The sequence below is a fragment of the Paenibacillus sp. ov031 genome (genome assembly GCF_900143165.1).
Taxonomy (GTDB): Bacteria; Bacillota; Bacilli; order Paenibacillales; family Paenibacillaceae; genus Paenibacillus; species Paenibacillus marchantiae.
Map to the genome: position 1 here is coordinate 183795 of NZ_FRDO01000002.1, position 19910 is coordinate 203704.

Consider the following 19910-nt stretch of genomic DNA (forward strand, 5'->3'; position numbering starts at 1 on the left):
GAAGATATCATTTTGTGAAATAAAACAAATGAACGTGAGATTTCAGCTCATCTGTTGTTAACAGACTTATAATCAAGACAAACGCTCTTCAGAAGCCCGACTTACAAAGCGGGTATGTAAAACTGCATGTATTTGTGGGAAGGACGGTGATTGTGTGGGGGAAACGACGCTGCATATTCAGATGAGAGACATGCTGAAACGTCCGGTGTTCCGCAAGGCTGAGGTACTCGCCAGTGAACGGGCCTTAGAGCGATATGTGCGCTGGGTGCACATTATGGAGGTTACCGAAGTAGGCAATTTGCTAAATGGCGGGGAACTGGTGCTAACGACTGGCATTGGCTGGCAGGATAATGAGAAGCAGGGACTGTCATTCATGCGCCAGTTAATTGCTCGTGGAGCTGCGGGACTCTGTATCGAACTGGGGGCTCATACCAAATCCCAGCTTGGACCTATGAAGGAACTTGCAGCAGAAGAGGATTTCCCACTGATCTGGTTCCACGAAAAAGTACGTTATATCGATATTACACAGGATCTGCATTTCGCGCTGATTCGCAGCTACCAGCGTATGCTTGCGGAGCTCGACAGCCTCACTACCTCGTTCAACCAACTTCTTTTGAATGGAGACGGTGTACAACCACTGCTCCGACTATTGTCTCGAACAACAGGTTACCCTGTAGCGTTATATCCAATGGATGGGGAAGCGAGTGCCGTTCCCTACTGCCCTCCAGCCCAATTGGAGATTCGTCGGCAGGACTGGTTGACACATCGTGGTCATTCGGACGATGGGGCTCATTTGGGAGATCATTTCGTTCAGAGGAATCATTCGGTGCATTCACTGGGTGCACTCACCCTGACTGTTCAAGCGCTTGATTATGCATTTGCCGATCTGGTGCTGATGCTCGACAAGCTACCGGATCACGATCAGGATCTGCATAACAGGCCCTCTGAAGAGTTCATCATCCAGGCACTGGAACGTTGTGCAGCCGCCATTGCTCAGGACTGGATGCGCACCAAATACATGGAGGAAAAACGACGCTACAAGGAAGATATGTGGGTCATTGACTGGCTTAACGGACATCATTCTGCGAAAGAAATCCATGAATATGTATCTGCCGCCAACGCCCAGCTTGCTTCTGGAAAAGGTACCGTCATTTTGTTCGATAGCAATCCCAGCTACACAGACAGTCTCAAGCTACAGAAACTGCTGATTCAACGTAATATCGTTGCCCGTTCCGTGTTCTCTCGGGAAGGATTTGCCCTGTACAGCACCGTGCTAAACCACCAGATCATTCTGATTATTGTTGACCCTCTGCCTGGATCTCAGCGAAAAAGCAGTCTATGGCGCTGCATTGAACAGTTGCAGCAGCATGAACAGGAACAGACCCATCGCCTCTTCTCGGGTCTGTTCGGCATCGGTCACAGCTGCGCTGATCTATCACGTCTGAAAGACAGTCTTGAGGCAGCCAAGGATACCCTGCGCATTCAGAAGGACATCGGTGTGATGCAGCAGCCCTTTTACAGCAATCTTCACTGCTACCGCATTATTGCCAGCATGAAGCAGAGCGGTAGTCTGGATGATTTCATTGAGGAATATCTCGGGCCTGTCATTCGTTACGATGCCGAAAAAGGAGGTCAGTTGTTACGTACGCTTAAACAATATTTTATTCTATGCTGCTCCAAGCAGGAGACGGCCACGGCTTTATTTATCGTCCGACAGACGTTATATCACAGATTACACAAAATTGAGACACTCCTGGGTGACGACTATACGCTCCCCGAGAAACGCGTCGCCATCGAACTTGCCATCTATGCATATGAATACGTTCATGGGCCACTCGCGTGACCTTCTACGCTCCTTTTTGCTCCTGAAGCTGCCTGATCAGGATATGACTGAACCACTTCCGCCCAGACGCCGTACCCACATATTGCTCCTGTTTTTCTCCAGGAAGATCGGGGTGCCCCCACACGACATGAGCACCCTCCAGATGTTCTCGAACGGCATAAATGCGATAACCCTGCGCCACCATTCGTTCAATCGCTATCTTTTCCACTTCAAATACATCATGGTCCGACATCAGCTTCACCCTCCATTCACTGCCGTCACAGGCTGTCTCACAGGTAATGGTGTACCGGCATCATATTTGTCACGCTTCACATACTGACCCGCGCCTGCCACTCCGGCAAACTGTCGATCCCGAATCACATATTCCCCGCGGCATAGCACTGTCACCGGACATCCCTGGATTGGCATGCCTTCAAAGGCGCTATAATCCACATTCATATGGTGGGTAGCTGCCGAAATCACCCTTGAGATAGATGGGTCAAAAATAACGATATCCGCATCTGTCCCCACAGCAAGGGTTCCTTTCTGCGGAAATAAACCAAATAGCTTGCTTGCCCGTGTAGAGCATAAATCCACCCACTGATTAAGCGAAATTCGCCCCTTCACTACCCCTTCGGAATATAAAATGCTGAGCCGATCTTCAATGACAGGCCCGCCATTTGGAATTTTGCTGAAATCATCCCGTCCCAGATCCTTCTGTCCCTTGAAGTTAAACGAGCAATGGTCCGAGCCAATCGTCTGCAACTGACCGCTCTTGAGTGCATTCCACAGCACTTCCTGATGATGGGCTTCACGCAGCGGTGGGGACCATACATACTTCGCGCCTTCAAAATCCGGTTGATCCATCTTCGATTGATCCAGAGTTAAGTACTGCGGACAGGTCTCGCCCCAGATTCGATAGCCCATGTCTCGCATACGGGCGATCTGCTCCACGGCTTCCGCACAGGTGACGTGTACCACATAGAGCTGTGAATCGGCAAGTGCTGCCAGTCGGGCCGCCCTCCCTGTAGCCTCTCCTTCCAACATGGAAGGTCGGGTAAGTGCATGATGTATCGGCTCGGTTCTACCATCCGCCAGCGCCTGCTGGACCAGCAGATCAATAACATCGCCGTTCTCGGCATGTACCATGACGAGTGCGCCGTACTCTTTGGCCTTTTGCAGCGTCTGAAAGAGAATGCCGTCATCGGCCTGGAACTGATTTTTATAAGCCATGAACACCTTGAAGGAAGACACACCCTCTTCTTCAATGATCTGTGGCAGTTCCTCCAGCACCTGATCATTCATCTCGCCAATCATCAAATGAAACCCGTAATCAATGGCGGCTTTGCCCTCGGCTTTGGCATGCCATTCCTGAAGGGATTCCAGCAAAGGTCGGCCTTTTTGCGTCAAACAGAAATCAATGACCGTTGTTGTGCCGCCGAAGGCAGCAGCTGCGGTACCCGTTGCAAAATCATCCGCCGTCACCGTTCCGCCGAACGGCATATCCAGATGAGTATGCGGATCAATCCCGCCAGGGATGACATAACAGCCGGACGCATCCACAACCTCCGTTCGTTCATCCGGCACAAGTCCCATGCCTATCTGCACGATCTTTCCATTTTCAATGTAGATATCCGCTTCAAACGTATCCGACGCTGTGACCAACATTCCATTACGAATCAATTTGCGGGTACTCATGATATCGCCTCCTTGGTGGATTGGTCTCTGGCCGATTGCAGCAGGGCAATCGCAGACTGACGGTCATTCCAGGTTAACGGTTCCTGTTCATGTGCGATCTCTACCATCTCAATTGCGCCGTCCACCGGACAGACAATCGAGCACAGATTACATCCGACGCAATCTTCCTCAACGACCTCCAGATACGAGCCAGAGGGGTCAGACAACATATCAATACATTGATGCGAGGTGTCTTCGCAGGCGATATGGCATTTGTTGCAATTGATGCAGACATCGCGGTTGATGCGGGCTACCACTTTGTAATTCAAATCGAGATTGCCCCAATCCGAATAACGCGGAACCGTCTGACCAATCAATTCAGATACACTTCGCAGACCTTTCTCATCCAAATAATCGTTCAAGCCATCGATCATGTCCTCCACGATACGGAAGCCATGATGCATGGCTGCGGTACATACCTGGACCCCCGTCGCGCCCATAAGCATAAATTCTGCGGTGTCCCGCCAATCGGATATGCCTCCGATGCCGGAAATCGGCACACCAACTGCCGGATTGCGCGCACACTCGGCAACCATGTTCAGCGCGATTGGCTTCACAGCCGGACCGCAGTAGCCGCCATGCGCCCCTTTGCCACCTACATGCGGCACGGTATTCCATGAATCGAGATCCACACCCGCCAGGGAGTTGATCGTATTAATCAGGGAAATCGCATCCGCACCGCCACGCACGGCTGCCCGGGCAGTCGCCGTAATATCGGTGATATTTGGCGTTAGCTTCACAATGACAGGTGTGGTCGCCACTTCCTTCACCCACATCGTCTGTAATTCAACCAGATCCGGTTGCTGACCAGACGCAGCTCCCATACCACGCTCGGCCATGCCGTGCGGACAACCAAAGTTCAGCTCCAGCCCGTCTACGCCGACAGCTTCGACTTTCTTCACAATCTCATGCCACTTCTCGCGTTTCGGTTCCACCATGAGTGAAGCAACCACTGCCCGATCTGGGAAACGCCTCTTGGTCTCAGCAATTTCACGCAGATTCACCTCCAACGGACGATCAGATATTAACTCAATATTGTTAAAACCCGCGACGCGCTGTCCACCAAAATGAACGGCTGCAAAACGCGAAGAGGTATTAATGATCGGCTCGCCCAACGTCTTCCAGACGGCACCACCCCAGCCTGCTTCAAAGGCGCGCTGAACCTGATATCCGGTATTGGTCGGCGGCGCAGAGGCCAGCCAGAATGGATTGGGCGATCGAATACCTGCCAGATTAATGGATAAGTCAGCCATAACGATCCCTCCTTGGTGTAGATAGAACCCACAACGGTGTTTTTTTCAACTTCACAAGTTACACAGGAACCTCACGTATTTATTACCTAGGACTTCTGCTTCATAAGGGTTAAGTTGAGTGGTTGGTGTTGCCAACCTGTTGGCATAATTTGTTGAAACATTCTAACGAACCGTACACCTCGTATTTCAAGCCGTCTCTTCCACCTGTCCGGGCAACGCCTTCATCACCGATGCAGCCGCCAACTTGCCTTGTTGAGCTGCGGAGACCACCATCGCTTCGCCCTGCCCCTGTCCGAAGATAACATCGCCTGCCGCATAGATCTGTGGATGGGACGTACGGTACGTCTGTGGTTCCACTTCAACAACGCCCCAGTGATGACGCAGGCCAAATACCTCAAATAATGGCAGCAAACGGTTCTGTCCAATGGCTCGAACAACGGTGTCACATTCAAGCATGAACTCCGATCCCTCAATCGGCACAGGCATTGCCCGACCACCTCCAGGTGGAGTAACCAGCTTCATTTTCATACATTCTATAGCCTGGACTCGACCATTCTCGTCTCCAATAATGCGCTTCGGCATGGTGAACCAGCGAAATTCCACCCCTTCCTGCTTCGCAAATGTATATTCGAAGGCATACGCTGTCATCTGGCTCTCCCCACGTCGATAAAGCATCTGCACACGCTCGGCACCTAGGCGTACCGAACAGGTCGCTGCATCCACTGCCGTATTGCCCGCACCAATAATGGCAACCTTCAGACCGTTCAGAGCCGGAGGCACACCCTGCTTCGTGGATTCCACCAGCTCAATGGCATCATAGACACCTTCCAGCGTCTCTCCTTCAATGCCGAGCATCGGAACAGCGCCCATCCCGCAAGCCAGAATAACGGCTTCGTGCTGCTCCAATAACTCTTCAGCGGATACATCCACCCCAATGCGTACACCATACCGAACCTGCACCCCCAGTGCCTGCACTTGTTCGACTTCCCATAAGGCTACGGATTCCGGCAGGCGAAAGGACACGATACCATACGTGTTAAGCCCTCCGCCTTTCGCTTTGGCTTCATAGATCGTCACCTCATACCCTGCACGCCCTAACTCTCTGGCCGCAGACAATCCCGCAGGCCCTGCGCCTACAACTGCAATACTTCTTCCGTTGGCAGGCGCTGCCTTGAATAACGGTTCATTCTTCGTCCGTGCCCAGTCTGTTGCATATCGCTGTAAATCACCGATCCGAATCGGCTTAGATGACTCGTTCAGTACACAAGCGCCTTCGCAAAGTTCCTCTGTCGGGCAGACCCGTGCACAGCTAGCACCTACCGGGTTGGCTTCCATAATGGTCCGAGCCGAGCCTTTGAGGTGATCTGTTGAGATTTTTTTGATAAACGAAGGAATATTAATGTCGGTTGGACATGCCTTGATACAGGGTGCATCATAACAGTACAGACAGCGGTTCGATTCCTCCATCGCTTCCTTGCCCGTCATTGCAGGCTTCATTTCGGTAAAACGACTCTCCCATCCGTAATCAGACAACGTTGCTCCTGCGCTGTTCATCAATATCATGCACCTCCATAAGGTTGATCTCTGTTTTTCCTTTCGCCGCCGGATAAAGTTAATGACTGACTCACACAGGGACTGCGATGCCAAAACTATCTTCGCTCAGCTACAAGTTAACAAGATGTTCGTAGGTCTCAGGCCGTCGATCGCGGTAAAATTGCCATACATTGCGTACTTCCCGAATCAACTCCGTATCCATCTCACCAATGATGACCTCATCCTGATCCCTGCTGCCCATGGCCACCATTCTGCCTCGCGGATCCACCAGATACGACTGACCATAAAATTCACCCATATTCCATGGCGATTCCACTCCCACTCGGTTGATAGCAGCCACATAATAGCCATTAGCTACCGCATGGGCAGGCTGCTCCAGCTTCCATAAATACTCCGATGTTCCGGCTACCGTTGCGGAAGGGTTGAATACAATCTCTGCACCCGCTAGCCCAAGCAGCCGTGCTCCTTCCGGAAAATGACGATCATAACAGATGTACACACCCACTCTGGCGTAGGCTGTATCAAATACCGGGTAACCCAGGTTGCCAGGTCTGAAATAATATTTTTCCCAGAACCCATTCGTGCCTTCGCCCGCCTCCACGTGCGGAATATGGTGTTTGCGGTATTTCCCCAGGTAGGAGCCGTCCGCATCAATAACAGCAGCCGTATTGTAATACGAAGCGATCCCTTCCACCTCGTATACAGGCAAAATGACTACCACGCCAAGCTCCTTCGCGAGCTCCTGAAAACGCATGGTTGTCGGTCCTTCCGGCACCTGCTCGGCAGATGCATACCACTTGGGGCTCTGCTCCGTGCAGAAGTAAGGCCCGTAGAACACTTCCTGCAAGCCGATAATCTGCGCTCCCCGAGCAGCCGCCTCACGCACCAGCGCAATGTGTTTCTGAATGGCGGCCTCCTTATGCACTTCAACTGGGGCCGAGCCCTCCACCTCGTGTGAAGCTTGAATCATCCCGATGCTGATTTTACCCATACGCCACATCGCCTCCTCTAAGAAACTGTCCGCTGTCCGTTTATATGAAAATCACCATCATCTTATATGACTGTAAAACCCACCGAATATGATTGGATTTGAAGTATCCATTGGATTGTTACCTACGAAATGAACTTCCATCGTCCTCCCTCCTGTATGTTCCCATCGTTACTCGCCGTTTTCCAGGCTGCACATCTGCCTGATCGTGCGGTACAACACTTCTGTACCGAGAGCAATGTCCTCGGGCGAAGAATACTCACTTGGATGATGGCTGATGCCATCCTTGCTGCGAACAAAGATCATGCCATAGTCACACACGTAAGAAAGGGCAAGTGCATCATGGAACGGACCACTCATCAGCTCCGGTAAAGGCAGGCCGATTTCTTCGGCAGACGAGCGAGTGGCATTCTTGATTCGTTCTGCACAATATCGCGGTTCACTGTTGGTATCTTCGGTCAAGGAGTAGGTCAGGCCATATTTCGAGCTGACGTCATCCAAAAGGCTCATTAACCTTCCTTCAAGCCGATTTCTACGCTCCATCTCCATATCTCGCAAATCAACCGTAAAGCTGACCTGCTCAGGAATGATGTTGCGTGAGTCCGGGAAGACACTGAGGCTCCCCACGGTCCCTACTGTCGGAGCTTCCGGATCTTCTCTGACCATATCGTCAAAAGCCGCAATGACCTTGGCGCTGCCCACCAGCGCATCATGCCGCATCCCCATCGGTACGGACCCGGCATGCCCTGCCATGCCTTTCATGGTCACCGTGAGCCACAGCGGGCCCGAGATGCCAGTCACCAGACCTACCGGAGCGTCCAGCGATTCGAGCACAGGTCCTTGCTCAATATGCAGCTCCAGATAACTGCCAATAGAGCCAGCCGGATAGATCGCTTCGGCAAATTGTTCTGGTGCACAGCCAAAGGCCTGCAATGCCTCTCGGCGGGTCACCCCATTTTTGTCCTGTCGCTCCAATTCTCCCTCTTCCAGCTGTCCGGTTATGCCACGTGAACCAAATAATCCTTTGTTAAAACGCGAGCCCTCTTCATCACAAAAGGCAATGACCTCAATGGGCATCCGAGGTCGAATCCCTTGTTCCATCAGACACTGAACAGCTTCCAGCGCACCAAGGACGCCGATGGCCCCATCATACCGACCGCCATATGGCTGGGAATCGATATGCGAACCGATCATGAGGATCGGCAAGGACGAATCTGTACCTTCAAAGCGACCAATCAGATTGCCAAACGGATCAAGGCGAGTCACAAGTCCGGCCTCTTCCATCCAGAGACGAACCTGGATAATGCCCTCCATGTCTTCCGGGGTTAAGGCAAGTCGACAGACACCCGTCTCCACAATTCGGCCAATACGGGACAACTGTTCAATTCGATCATCTAGACGCAGCTGATTGATGATTTTCCCGGTGGTGGTCTGCATCCTCCCTCGCCTCCTTACATATTCACAAGCACGATATAATTAGAGATCCCACTAGATTAGTACCTCTCCTCCATCGCTACCCTGCATCCAGACTGCGTAGTGCAGCCAGCAAACTACCAGCGATCAGGTCCAATTCTTCCTCGGTGGTGACAAACGGCGGTGAGATGGTCAAAATATTCGCAAATCCCGGCACGGTATCGCCGTTCTTGCCAATCAGTACGCCGTCCTTTTTGCAGCTTGCCAGTACTTTCATGACCTTATCCGCATGAGCAGGCGAACCATCGGCTTCAATCAGCTCCACCCCGCAGGCAAAGCCAAATGTGCGGATATCTCCAACCACCGATAACTCCAGCAGCGGCTCCAGCTTATCCCGAAGCAGGTATCCAAGTTCATCAGCACGGCTGACCAGATTCTCTCGTTCCAGAATTTCGAGATTCGCCAGTGCCACGCGGCAGGATACAGGATTGCCCCCGAACGTATTAACATGACGAAAGTGTGAATCGGTTCCAGGTTCTCTGAACGTGTCATACAGATCCGCTCGAACGGCTGTCGCCGATAGTGGAGCGTACGCACTCGTCATACCCTTTGCCATCGTGACGATATCGGGCTGCACTCTGTAATTCTGATGACCGAATTTTTGCCCGGAGCGGCCAAATCCGCAGATGACCTCATCCACAATGAACAGCACCCCATAACGCTCACAAATCTCCTGCACGGTACGCATATACTCCGGAGGCGGGACAATCATGCCGCCCCCTGTAATGACTGGTTCCATAATGACCGCAGCTACCGTCTCCGGCCCTTCCCAACGAATAACCTCTTCATAGATAGTGGCGCATTCCAGTCCGCATCCATCCTTGTTTCGTCCAAATGGACAGCGGTAGCAATAGGGAGGTGGTACATGAGAAAAGCCTACGCCCAGCGGCTCGTATTTGATTTTGCGGGCCGCTTGCCCGGTAGCGCCCAGTGCGCCCATGGAGTTGCCGTGATAGGCGCGGTGACGGGAGATGAATTTGTGACGAGTTGGTTCACCATTCTGATGATGAAACTGACGGGCTATTTTGAACGCCACTTCATTGGCATCTGAACCCGAGTTGGAGAAGAATATGCGATACTCCCCCTCCAGCCAGTCATTCAGCTTCTCTGCCAGCAGAATCGCCGGCTCATGGCTCTGGGTCATGGGCACGTACGCTAGAGCTTTCATCTGCTCATAGGCACTTTGGGCAATCTCCTCGCGTCCATGCCCGACGTTCACACACCACAGTCCCGACATCGCATCCAGATACCGTGTGCCATCCTGATCCGTGATCCAGCTGCCCTCCCCGCTTACGGCAATCATCGGATGATCGTTATGAGGCGAGATGTGATGCCACACATATTTGCGATCCTTTTCCAGCCACTCTTCCTTTGTACCACCACGCGGCTGGGGTTGCTGATCCACTGAGCTCATTCGTCATCCTCCTCTCTAACCTGAATCTATGGACTTTACACTTGACCACTCCGATTGCAGTGCCCACTTCCGAACGCTCCACGCTTATTTATTTCGTCACATCCTTCACCGCTTCTTCATAGATGCTTTTCTCAAGTGCTTCGTCCAGATTAGCGGCTTTCTTGATCAGACCATACTTCAGGGCAATATCCGCAGTTCGGGTAAACGATTCATCCACGAAACTGCCCACTTGTTTCTCCGTAAATCCTTCCGGGCGAATCAGCTTCGCAATCTCTTCCAGCATGGTCACCTGATGTTCGCGGGTCGTGCTGCCGTCCGTTACGTTCTTCATCACGATATCCACCGTTTCATTCTGATTGTCGATGGCGTAGTTCCAGCCTTTCAGAACGGCACGGGTCACTTTCACCGCCAGCTCTTTATTACTGTCCACCCAATCCTTCTTCGCGATCAGCGTATCCTCCAGCATGCCTACCCCGGCATCCTCAATGTTGAATACATCCAGGTCGGTCTCCTTCGTTCCGCTTTCCAGTACCACGTGATATTCGTTATAAATCGTTGCCGTGGCGACATCCACCTGATCGTTGAAGAACTGATCCATCGTGAAACCCTGCTTCACCAGTTCAATATCCTTCTTTGGATCAAGGCCGTTCTTCTCCATAAAAGCGAGAACCTGGAACTGCTGGCTGCCGAACCATGTGCTCACTTTCTTGCCTTTCATCTGGGCTGGATCGGTAATACCTGCGGACTTCTTGGCAATCAATCGATAACTGCTCTTCTGCGAAATCTGGGCGAGGGAGACCAGCGGAAGACCGTTATCCCGGCTGACCAGCAAACTGTCCACCCCGGTGATACCCACATCGGCTGCGCCGTTAACCACCTGCTGTTCGATCACGATATCCGGGCCACCCGGAATGATCTCGGCATCAATACCTTCATCTGCAAAGAAACCTTTCTCCTTAGCGGCGTATATCCCCGCGAACTGAGCCTGAGGCACCCATTTGAGCTGAATCTTCACTTGGGTTAAGGGCTGATCTGCCCCTTCCGCTCCCTCCGAGCTGGCAGCAGCAGGGGTGACGGAAGACTCTGATTTTGCGGAGCACGCTCCCAGCATCGCAACGACCAACAGTACCAACACCAGAAAACCCGGTTTTAACGTTTTGTACATATACAGAACAACCCCCTGTTTATATAAGGATTTTCAATCAGGTACTGTGAAGCCTGCTTCACGAGTCAATCGATCTGTGGAAGGTTGGCATCTTAATGAGCTTTAAGGATCTGTATGTGCACGATTCCACGGGGTCAGCCGTTTCTCGGCCAGAACGACGGCTTCATACAACACAATACCGAGCACGGCGGCGATAACAATACAGGACCAGGCAAGTGGCATGTTCGCCAGTCGGATCTGATCCGAGAGCAAGTATCCAAGCCCCTGGGAGGCGATGAAAAATTCACCCACAATGGCGCCAATAATGCTGGTCGACATATTAATTTTCAGACCTGCGAAGAGGGAAGGCAGTGCATGAGGCCAGCGCAGCTTCACGAAAACCTGCATCCTTCTGGCGGCAAGACCAGCCATCAGATCACTATATTGCGGCTGAATTGAGGTTAATCCCTTGAACAAACTCACAGCCATGGCAGCCATCGTAATTACAGCCACAACAGCAATTCGTGACCATATCCCGTCCCCAAACCAGTTGTTCATAATCGGGGCCAGCGCAACAATCGGAACGGCGTTCAGGGCTGACATCACGGCAACCGCCGCCCTGCCGCTCGTCGGGAAGAAGGATGCAACCGAAGCCGCCAAAGCTCCCAGCAAGGAGCCTAGCAGAAAGCCACCCAGCATCTCGGTTCCGCTGTACATCGCATATCGGAAGAGCATTTCTGCATTTTCGCTGATGGACGTTGCAATTGCTGATGGCACAGGCAGTTGGTAACTTTCAAGCGAGAATAACTGATGGAACAATCGAAGCTGCCATAAGGTAAGAAATAAGGCTCCGGCAAGCCACGGCAGTAGGCGCAATCCAATTGATCTTTTGCGAACACTACTACCCCGCAGTCTCTGTCCGGCTTGTCCCTGTTGCCCATGGATATCCGAGCCTGAAGCAGTTGGCACCTTAATCGAATCCACAATAGATTCCCCAATGGAGCCCGTGCCAGAGACAGCGACCGTCGCACCCTCCTCACCATTGCGGCTTACCACCACACTTTCATTCATCATGCAGCACGCCCTCCCTTGGCCCTGAATTCGGGCTGCCATGGGGTTAGCCAGCGCTCAGCGAGGCTGATGGCAAGATACGAGATGAGTCCTATGCCAATGCTGAGCATGATGGTTGCCCAGAACATGCCGATTTGGGCACTGCCGTAATACAAGGAACTGACCATCAGTACGCCAAGTCCATCCGGGGCTCCCATTAGCTCCACCACAATGGAAGAAGTGACTGCAAGTGGAGCAGCTATTTTCATACCGGAAAATAGACCCGGTAGCGCAGAAGGCAGCAAACATTTGATATAACGAGCAGGCAGGGAAGCTCCACAGGAACGCATAAGCTCCAGATGCTCCGGCGCTGCACTTTTTAATCCTTTGAGTGTGTGGATGATAATCGGGAAGAACGTAACGTAAGCCGCCATTATAATTCGGGCCCACTCGGCGTTATGGATAATGCCATAGACAATGGGCGCAAGACCGATTACGGGCACCATCTGGGAAGAGATGACATACGGAGATAAGGTACGCTCCACCCAAACCGCCACACTCATGAGCAGGGCCAGCAACAGGCCTAACACAGTTCCACCGGCAAAACCAATTGCTGCATTCCCAAACGTTACGGCCCCCTGTTCAGCCAATGTTCCTGAGTAACGAAACAGGGCTGTGAGAACTTCATGGAGATAAGGAAGACGGGATGCTGCCTGCTGGGGTGACAAGAACAAGTGGAGAATCCAGGCGATACCTTCCCACAGCAGCAATACGGACAAAATCCAGATCGCTACCCAGGAGCGAAAACCCAGCTTACTGGTGTGCAGGAACATGGATTGGATCACGCTCCTCATAGAAACAATTTCGGATGGTGGTCATCATACGGTAAAAGGCTTCGGTTTCCCTCAGCTCTCGATCCCGCTTGGCTGGCAGGTTGACGGAATGAATGGAGTGCACCTGACCAGGGTGTGCGGAGAGGACGATGATGCGGTCAGATAGAAATACGGCCTCGGGGATACTGTGTGTAACGAACAGGAATGTCTTGCCTGTAGATCGCTTAATATCAAGCAGCTCCAATTGCAGCTTCTCCTTCGTGAATTCATCCAGTGCGGAGAAAGGTTCATCCATAAGCAGCAATGGCGGATCAAGCGCGAGTGCCCGTGCGATGGAAACACGCTGCTGCATGCCCCCACTGAGCTGCCATGGATAATGGTCAGCAAAGCGGGTCAGCCCGACCATTTCAAGCAGTTCACCACTCATGCGACGGCACTCCTTCCGACTTGTGCCGAGCAGCTCCAGGGGAAGCTCCACATTGTGGCGTACCGTGCGCCAATCGAACAGAGCTGGAGTCTGGAAGACAATACCGAACTGGCGCTGCAACCGCGCCCGCTCTGGTTCTTCCCCGGCAACCCGGATGCTGCCTGTCGTTGGCTGGAGCAAATCGGCTACGAGTCGCAGCAGTGTGGACTTGCCACACCCCGAGGGGCCAAGCAGAGAGACAAATTCATTGGAATGTATTTGAAATGAAACGTCGGACAGGGCGGTAACTTGTTGTGCTCCACTGCCAAATACAACGGACACGTGATCCAGCTCAATATGGCAGGTGTCGGGGACGATGATAGAGGACATGGGCATTCTCCTTTTCGCGGGAAGCTCGCAATCTTTTCACACCAAGGCTGAATGGAAGGTTTATATACACGAACGTAACAGGTTTTGCTTGTTAGGTAATACTATATATCTTTGGGCCGGGATTACATTATACAGACTGTTTTGAGTATGGGCCTGTTCATGTTACACAGTGTAAAATGATACCGATTCTCAGTCCTAAACATGTCAATGTCCGTGTATGTTATCTAACATCTGCTTCACTTATACAGAACTCTTGTAATATCCAAGTAAAGGCGCATAATCATTTGTATTTATTGAATAAATATTCGGAAAATATGACATATACCCTCGTATTCTTGTTGATTTTCTTGTATAAACATTGATAACAGCATTTTGCAAAATGCTCATATAGAAGGACGTGAACTCTCGCCCCGATACGGTGTCTGGTTCCGGGATCATGAAGGCGGTGTCATTGATTCCCGTCCACCACCCATAGTGGCTGGATAATCGCGTTTCCGAACAGTCTCGCAAAGGATTTTCAAAATCAGAAATCGGGGTGGTCCGTATGTTTGATTGGCTGGGATCGAGAAAAGGGTGGCCGCTGTGGCGGTCGTATCGGTTGAATGCAAATATGAAGCACGACGTGGAGGAAATCTTTGAGGGCATCGCCGAGACCCGGCGGCAGCTTTTGATGGATTGGGCTGAGGAGCAGTGGAATCATCTGGATCGATTGCTTCAGCAGGTACGGGCCGTTCATCCGCAGGGGGTGCTGCAAGGTACGGAAGATGTACACGGATTGGAGGTATGGTTCGCAGCAAGTTATGTACGCGCTACTGATAGTACTGAGCTTTTTATGCTGAACGAGCAAAACCAGGTTGTATTTTCTACATATAAGAATCATATTGGACAAGTCTACGAAGATGGAAATGCTTTGATCGGGCCAGGATTAAGGTATACCCAAGCGGATATCAACGGACAAAAGTGCCTGTTTGGACCTTATTCTGATCCGCTCACACTAGAAATTGGACCACGTTCATCCACGTTTCACGATGATGTAACCTTGATGTTTATCGTACCTATCATGGAAAACGGCCGATACATCGGTTCCCTGTGCAACCGTGTGCCTAATGATGTATTGGGCGATCTGATCCAGCGTGAATCAGGCCACATCTACCCCGATTCCGGGGATAATTATCTATTTATGGCTGAATCACGACTGCGACCCACGCTTCAACCCGGGACTGCCCTGTCCCGCAGCCGCTTCGAGGATCATACATTTACCCATGGGGAAAATCTGAAGGACGGCGTAACCACTGAATGGGGCGTTGTATCTGTTAAAGAGCATACCGAATTGGAACTGATGTTTACCGATCCTTCTACCAACGAACTTCATCCCGGTGTAGCGAATACCATTCGCAATGGCTCCAATCTGTTTGTGGCTTTTCCGGGTTATTCAGACTATCGTCATATATCAGTTATTGGAAAAGGCATCACGTTCCAGCTTCCCCACTGTCCGGATCTGTGGGGCATGATGTGTGAAGGCGATTTGGAGGAAGTGTATCGGATACGCAGCATTGGCTGGCGCCAATTCAAGCAGCATAGCTTGTACATCCTGTTGTCAGGCATTGCGGGAGCTGCACTTGTATATGCGCTGACTGGAAGTGCATGGAGCGCAGCAGCCATCGCTGCCTTTAATTTCATCTATGGATTCCTGACTGCAAGCCAGCTGCAACGAAAACATGTTCAACGGGGCCATGAGGATTTGCGCCGCATTAGCCGCTTTATTCGGATTAACGCCGAAGGCAAAGGGGATCTGACTCAGCGTCTGGACACGTCGGCTTTTGCCCAGGATGAATCAGGTGAACTGGCGAAATGGATCAACAATATGATCGACTCTCTGGAAGGAATTATGCTCAAGGTACAGCTTGCCACCGTGGATGTGATGAACAACCAGCACCAGATGCGGGCGTCAACGGAAACTACACAGGGAACAACCGAACGTGTAAATCTCAAACTTGGCTCTATGATTCAGGGGATACGCAAGCAGCTTGAGGACCTGGATCAGGCCAAAGTAGCCGCCGACGAAATGCGCCTCACCTTACAACAGCTTGAAGTGTCGTCCACAGAGCAGATTGACGTTGCCCGCCAGGAAGTGGAGCGTATTGGAGACAAAATGACTCAGATCTCGGGAGCCGTGTCCGACACCAACCATACGATTCTATCCTTTATGGCGACCATGCAGGATATCTACCGCGCACTTGCTGTCATTGATGAAATTTCGGCACAGACCAACCTGCTTGCACTAAATGCTTCCATTGAAGCAGCCCATGTTGGCGAACACGGACGTGGATTTGCCGTCGTTGCTGGGGAGATCCGCAAGCTGGCCGAACTATCCCGTTCCTCCACGGAAGATATTCATCAGATTCTGGATAATATCTCTGTAGCGGCAGGAGCAGCCTCTCAATCCATCAAGGAGGGTGATCAGGTTCTGGCTGAAGGCACCACGCTTGTTCAGGCTGCTTCGCGCTTACTCCAAAGTGCGACGGCTGAAGAACCCCAAAGAACACAGGTTGTGGATCAGGTGGTGGTATTAATGGAGAATATCGCCGCCATCAGCCACAAAAACCGTTCCACGTCTTCCGAGGTGGAAGCCGAGATGGTCGAGCTTATTAACGACATGCTCCATGTTCAGCATTCATCGCACAATGTAGAAGCCATCACGGTCTTCTTGCAACAGCTTGTGGGACAATTCCAACTGACCCATCCCGATAAAAACGTAATTACCTGACGTCATCATTGACGCGGATTGGAGAAATAGCTAAAATTTGATGCAACTGTTCGTTTAGACATTGTCGGTTCATTTCATATAGAAGCTTTCCAATCTGAATCAATGAAAGGGTGGTCTGCATGGAAATGCTCCAGGATTCTTTTGGCAGAATACATGACTACATCCGTATTTCTGTTACGGACCGCTGTAATTTGCGTTGCGTGTATTGTATGCCTGAAGAAGGCATGGAATTTGCCCCGCATGACCAAATTATGAGCTACGAGGAAATTGCCCAGGTGCTCAAAGTGTTGGCTCCAATGGGAATGCGCAAAGTCCGTCTGACCGGAGGCGAGCCTCTGGTACGGAAAGATCTGCATCAACTCGTAAGTATGATCTCGGCCATTGACGGGATTGAAGATATTGCGTTAACTACCAATGCATTGCTGCTGGACAAACAGGCTCAGGCCCTGAAAGACGCTGGACTGAACCGGATTAACATCAGTCTGGATTCCCTGCAGGCGAGCCGTTTCTCCATGATTACTCGCGGTGGGGATGTAAATAAGGTGCTGAAAGGCATTGAAGCCGCCACGGCAGTTGGACTTGCTCCGATCAAGCTGAATGTCGTGTTAATGAAGGGCATCAATGATGATGAGATTAAGGATTTCATTGCCATGACCATAGATCAGCCACTGCATGTGCGCTTCATTGAATATATGCCGATTGGGCAGGCTTCAGATTCATGGCGCAAATCGTATTTGCCGCTGGAAGCAGTCACGGATGTATGTGCGGAGGCTGGCTGGACGGTAGAAAATACGGCAGGTCCGGCAGGTAATGGTCCATCACGAAACATGAAGATTGCCGGTTCACAAGGGACATTCGGATTGATCCATCCGGTCAGTGATCACTTCTGTGATAACTGCAACCGACTCCGCCTGACAGCAGATGGGCATATCAAAGCTTGTCTATACTGGTCGGATGAATACAACGTTCGCCGCTTCGTAGATGCCCCCGATGCTATGGCAGCTCTCTTCCTCAAGGCGCTTGGCACCAAACCGAAGAATCATGAAATGGCGCTTGCCCTGGAGCAGAAAATGCAAAGTCATACACCGACGGTACGACGCATGTCCCAGATCGGCGGTTAGGCAAGCGTGATCTGGGGGGTACCTGCTCATCGTTTAAATGCATCAGAGCAGGAAGAAATAATAAACGTAAGCACACGATATACTTCTCAAAATACAGCCATTATCGATGTACTAAAAGCTGCTGAGGTCAGATGATCCTCAGCAGCTTTTTTGTCATGTATTTTTCTTTTTTCTAACCTTGTTGATCAATTTTCCTGATTTCAAGATTAAAATAAAATTAATCTGCCATATGTCCTCTTTAGCCCTTCAAAGATCCCGCAATTCTGACGATGAATATACAATACATCACGATAATACGCACACATATATAGGAGTTGATCCAATTGAATATTGTTGAAGCACTTGTTGCAGCAAGCCCGTATTTTAAAATCATGCTCAAGGAAAATGATTTGATGATTGCTGTTACCGATATGGAGCAGTTCCGGTATTACGTACGGAGCGAAGATCTTGATTTGGGTATCAAGGCCGGAGATCCGATCTCACTTGAAGATCCTACACTACGCCGGGCACTTATCCATGGTGAGACTTCAGCCAATCGTATTGAAGCGCATCATTACGGGACTCCCATTAACTCTGCGGCTACCCCGCTTCGCGATGAAGCAGGCCAGATCGTAGGTGCATTGGCCATTGGATTTTCGCTCAAAAACGAGGAAAAACTGGGGCACTTCACCGAATTGATCGGAGAAATCAGCGGTAAGTTAACCGATATGGTTCAGACCGTAGCTGCTCAGTCCCAGCAACTGACCGCTTCATCTTCACAGATTTTGGACAACACACGGATGGCGGTGCAAAATTCCAGTGAAGTCACCAAAGTAGCTTCATTCATTCGTGAAATTTCGGAGCAGACGAACCTGCTAGGTCTGAATGCTGCCATTGAAGCAGCTCGAGCAGGAGAAGCAGGCGCCGGCTTTGGCGTTGTTGCTACCGAAGTACGCAAATTATCTACCGGAACCAAAGAAGCTACAGTGAACATTGAACGCTCCTTGAAGGAAGTACAGCATTCCATTCGTCAGATGGAACAGGAGATTACATCCATTGCCCAATCCAGCAACCAGCAGGCCGAACTCGTCACCGAGTTCAGCGAGGTGATTGATCAACTGAACAACGCATCCAAGGATCTCAAAGCTTTTATTGAATCCATGCTATTGAAGGCAGAATAAGATAGAATACTCATTTGGCGCATTAAGTATATAAGGCCAGCATATAAACAATCCCCGCACGTTTAACGTGAGGGGATTCTTTTCTATTTTTACGATAGAATCAGCTTCCACAGCATCATGCCCGCCATTCCGACCATGACTACAGCGGACAACCGATTGAAGAAAACACTGACCCGGCCTGTACGATCTGTTCTACCTACTAGCCTGCCTGCACCTGCCAGTCCCAGAAACCATACCCATGATACCACTGCCGCCGTAATCGCAAAATAAAAGCGTGCCACCCCTTCGTATTGAAGCGAACTGGTACCGATCACAGCTACCGTGTCCAGCAGAGCATGCGGGTTAAGCAAGGAAACGGAAGCAGCAAAAGCGATCTGCCTTCCCGCAGATAGCACTGCTGCTGAACTATTCGCAGGCCCGGAAGACTTCCAAATGCTCCATGCCATATAGAGCAAAAACACACTCCCTCCTGCATACAATACATTCGCCAGCACCGGCCATTGCAGTAAAATGAGGGACACCCCTCCGACGGCTGCTCCAATCAACAACGTATCACTGAGTCCTGCGGTTACTATCGCTGGCAGCGCCCGTGCATAACTTCGCTGACTCATGCCCTGATTAAAAATAAACACATTTTGTACACCGAGTGGCAAAATCAGGCCAAATGCCAGCACCACCGCGTGAATAATTACCCCCATCGTTCATCCCCCTTAGATATGTCTCCATAGTAGTAGAGATAACGTCAGGCGTAACCAACCACTTGGATGGCACTGGACCCAACCAAATGATATAGTGTTC

16 protein-coding genes are annotated in these 19910 nt (G+C 51.0%); 4 read left to right on the forward strand and 12 right to left on the reverse strand.

All coding sequences use genetic code 11. The features are described 5' to 3' along the window. Positions 1-154 precede the first annotated feature (154 nt). Complete coding sequence (locus tag BUA17_RS11110) at positions 155-1843, forward strand: PucR family transcriptional regulator (RefSeq protein WP_083584670.1); 1689 nt, start codon at positions 155-157, stop codon at positions 1841-1843. A 4-nt stretch (positions 1844-1847) separates the two neighbouring features. Here BUA17_RS11110 and BUA17_RS11115 read toward each other — a convergent pair whose 3' ends face one another. The 11 genes from BUA17_RS11115 to BUA17_RS11165 form a co-directional block, all read right to left on the reverse strand. Continuing rightward, entirely contained in the window at positions 1848-2075 is a 228-nt protein-coding gene (locus BUA17_RS11115; RefSeq protein ID WP_072733641.1) for a hypothetical protein, read from the reverse strand. A gap of 5 nt (positions 2076-2080) precedes the next feature. Beyond that, positions 2081-3520: a dihydropyrimidinase gene (hydA, locus tag BUA17_RS11120; protein WP_063566947.1), complete on the reverse strand. Its 1440-nt coding sequence runs from the start codon at positions 3518-3520 to the stop codon at positions 2081-2083. Next, positions 3517-4812, reverse strand: a complete 1296-nt coding sequence (preA, locus tag BUA17_RS11125; RefSeq protein WP_072733642.1) for an NAD-dependent dihydropyrimidine dehydrogenase subunit PreA — start codon at positions 4810-4812, stop codon at positions 3517-3519. Before preA ends, hydA begins: the two co-directional genes overlap by 4 nt. A gap of 186 nt (positions 4813-4998) precedes the next feature. Then, the gene (locus BUA17_RS11130; protein WP_072733643.1) at positions 4999-6366 is read right to left on the reverse strand and encodes an NAD(P)-dependent oxidoreductase; all 1368 of its coding nucleotides are present in this window, start codon (positions 6364-6366) and stop codon (positions 4999-5001) included. A gap of 109 nt (positions 6367-6475) precedes the next feature. After that, positions 6476-7357 (reverse strand): nitrilase-related carbon-nitrogen hydrolase, encoded by an 882-nt coding sequence (locus BUA17_RS11135; RefSeq protein ID WP_072733644.1) that lies wholly within the window; start codon positions 7355-7357, stop codon positions 6476-6478. A 168-nt stretch (positions 7358-7525) separates the two neighbouring features. Beyond that, positions 7526-8791: a M20 family metallo-hydrolase gene (locus BUA17_RS11140; RefSeq protein ID WP_072733645.1), complete on the reverse strand. Its 1266-nt coding sequence runs from the start codon at positions 8789-8791 to the stop codon at positions 7526-7528. A gap of 76 nt (positions 8792-8867) precedes the next feature. Next, positions 8868-10241: an aspartate aminotransferase family protein gene (locus tag BUA17_RS11145; protein ID WP_072733646.1), complete on the reverse strand. Its 1374-nt coding sequence runs from the start codon at positions 10239-10241 to the stop codon at positions 8868-8870. An 88-nt stretch (positions 10242-10329) separates the two neighbouring features. Further along, on the reverse strand, positions 10330-11406 hold the full coding sequence (locus tag BUA17_RS11150) for an ABC transporter substrate-binding protein (RefSeq protein WP_072733647.1): 1077 nt from the start codon (positions 11404-11406) through the stop codon (positions 10330-10332). Between the two features lie 102 nt (positions 11407-11508). After that, the gene (locus BUA17_RS11155; protein WP_244552124.1) at positions 11509-12459 is read right to left on the reverse strand and encodes an ABC transporter permease; all 951 of its coding nucleotides are present in this window, start codon (positions 12457-12459) and stop codon (positions 11509-11511) included. Continuing rightward, complete coding sequence (locus BUA17_RS11160; protein ID WP_244552125.1) at positions 12456-13280, reverse strand: ABC transporter permease; 825 nt, start codon at positions 13278-13280, stop codon at positions 12456-12458. Before BUA17_RS11160 ends, BUA17_RS11155 begins: the two co-directional genes overlap by 4 nt. Further along, positions 13249-14064, reverse strand: a complete 816-nt coding sequence (locus BUA17_RS11165; protein WP_072733649.1) for an ABC transporter ATP-binding protein — start codon at positions 14062-14064, stop codon at positions 13249-13251. The genes BUA17_RS11160 and BUA17_RS11165 overlap by 32 nt, the downstream gene beginning before the upstream one ends. 544 nt (positions 14065-14608) lie before the next feature. On the opposite strand from BUA17_RS11165, the gene BUA17_RS11170 reads away from it, so the two are divergent. The 3 genes from BUA17_RS11170 to BUA17_RS31840 all read left to right on the forward strand — a co-directional run bounded on the left by BUA17_RS11170 (position 14609) and on the right by BUA17_RS31840 (position 19112). After that, positions 14609-16831, forward strand: coding sequence for a methyl-accepting chemotaxis protein (locus BUA17_RS11170; protein WP_072733650.1), 2223 nt, complete (start codon positions 14609-14611; stop codon positions 16829-16831). Between the two features lie 119 nt (positions 16832-16950). Then, entirely contained in the window at positions 16951-17952 is a 1002-nt protein-coding gene (gene moaA / locus BUA17_RS11175; protein ID WP_072733651.1) for a GTP 3',8-cyclase MoaA, read from the forward strand. Between the two features lie 323 nt (positions 17953-18275). Further along, positions 18276-19112 carry a methyl-accepting chemotaxis protein gene (locus tag BUA17_RS31840; RefSeq protein ID WP_072733652.1) on the forward strand — a complete coding sequence of 279 codons (837 nt, stop codon included), beginning with the start codon at positions 18276-18278 and terminating at the stop codon, positions 19110-19112. Positions 19113-19201: 89 nt separating this feature from the next. Here BUA17_RS31840 and BUA17_RS11185 read toward each other — a convergent pair whose 3' ends face one another. Next, positions 19202-19810, reverse strand: a complete 609-nt coding sequence (locus BUA17_RS11185) for a LysE/ArgO family amino acid transporter (RefSeq protein ID WP_072733653.1) — start codon at positions 19808-19810, stop codon at positions 19202-19204. Positions 19811-19910: the final 100 nt, after the last annotated feature.